This window comes from Sphingomonas sanguinis, from assembly GCF_001476905.1.
Classification (GTDB): Bacteria; Pseudomonadota; Alphaproteobacteria; order Sphingomonadales; family Sphingomonadaceae; genus Sphingomonas; species Sphingomonas sanguinis_B.
Map to the genome: position 1 here is coordinate 1 of NZ_LDTE01000169.1, position 1,126 is coordinate 1,126.

Sequence of the window (1,126 nt, forward strand, 5' to 3'; positions counted from 1 at the left end):
TGCGCGCCGTGTCATAGGCGACCGCCTTATCGCCGAAATCCGCCATGCGTTCGCGCGCCGCCGCTTCGCCCGGTGTCCAGTCTTCGGCAAAACCGGTCGACCAGTCGGGCTTGATCGGCAACAGCGCCCAGTCAGCGAGTTTCTCGCTTTTCGGCCAGTGGTCGGGCGCATCCAGCGAAGATGGCGGATCGAGCGGATGGGCAGGCGGCATATGCTCCTGCAGGCCCTTCCAGAACGCCGAGTAGATGCGGAACGGCTTGCCGCTGCCGGTGGTGACCAGTTCGGGCCGTGCGAGGTGGTTGCCGTCGTGCAGGCACAGCCGATCGCCCAGTTTCTCCTCGGCGGCGCGCCACCAGGGTTCATAATGGCGAATGGCGTGGATCGTCGTCGCGCCCGTATCCTCCATGAGCGCGCGCAACGTCTCGACGGCCTTGCCGCGTCGCAGGATGAGGCGGCTGCCCAGCGCCTTCAGGTCCTTGGCCAGCGACGTCAGGCTGTGGTGCAGCCACCAGCGCTGCGCCGCTCCCATCCGCCAGTCGCCGGGGGTGTCGTCGTCCAGGATATAGACCGGAATGACCGGTCCTTGTTCTGCTGCGGCAAGAAGCGCGGGTTGGTCGTGAAGGCGAAGATCCTGGCGAAACCACAGGATCGTGGGGGATGCGGTCATCCAGCCGCTACGCTTCGATGCGCGCCGGGTTCCGATGGGACAGTCTTTCACCCAGAGTTATGATGGCGTCGACATGCCGCTGCGCGATCGCCATCACATCGTCGCCATAGCCGCCGCCCACCGTGCTCGCCAACGGCAACCCCCGCGCCAGGGCGATGTCGGCGATCAGGTTTTCCCGAGCGATCAGTCCCTCTCGCGTCAGAGCCAGTCGCCCCAGCCGATCCTCGACAAAGGGATCGACGCCCGCCTGATAGAGGATGATGTCGGGCCGATGTTCGTCGAGGAACGGCACCAGCGTCGCCTCCAGCTCCGCCAGATACCCATCGTCGTCGACGCCGTCCGCCAGCCCAACGTCCAAGGTCGACCGGGCCTTGCGCGCCGGGAAGTTCTTCTCGGCATGGATCGAATAGGTCACGATGTCATGCCGCCCCGCCGTCAGCGCGGCGGTTCCATCGCCCT

Annotated in this window: 2 protein-coding genes; both read right to left on the reverse strand. The window is 66.1% G+C overall.

Annotated elements, in window-relative coordinates:
* Positions 1–667: deoxyribodipyrimidine photo-lyase (locus SB4_RS18145; RefSeq protein ID WP_193753883.1), on the reverse strand; the 667-nt coding region annotated here is incomplete at its 3' end.
* 7 nt (positions 668–674) lie between these two features.
* Positions 675–1,126 (reverse strand): arginase family protein (locus SB4_RS18150; RefSeq protein WP_478212461.1); only part of this gene is annotated, 452 nt, incomplete at its 5' end.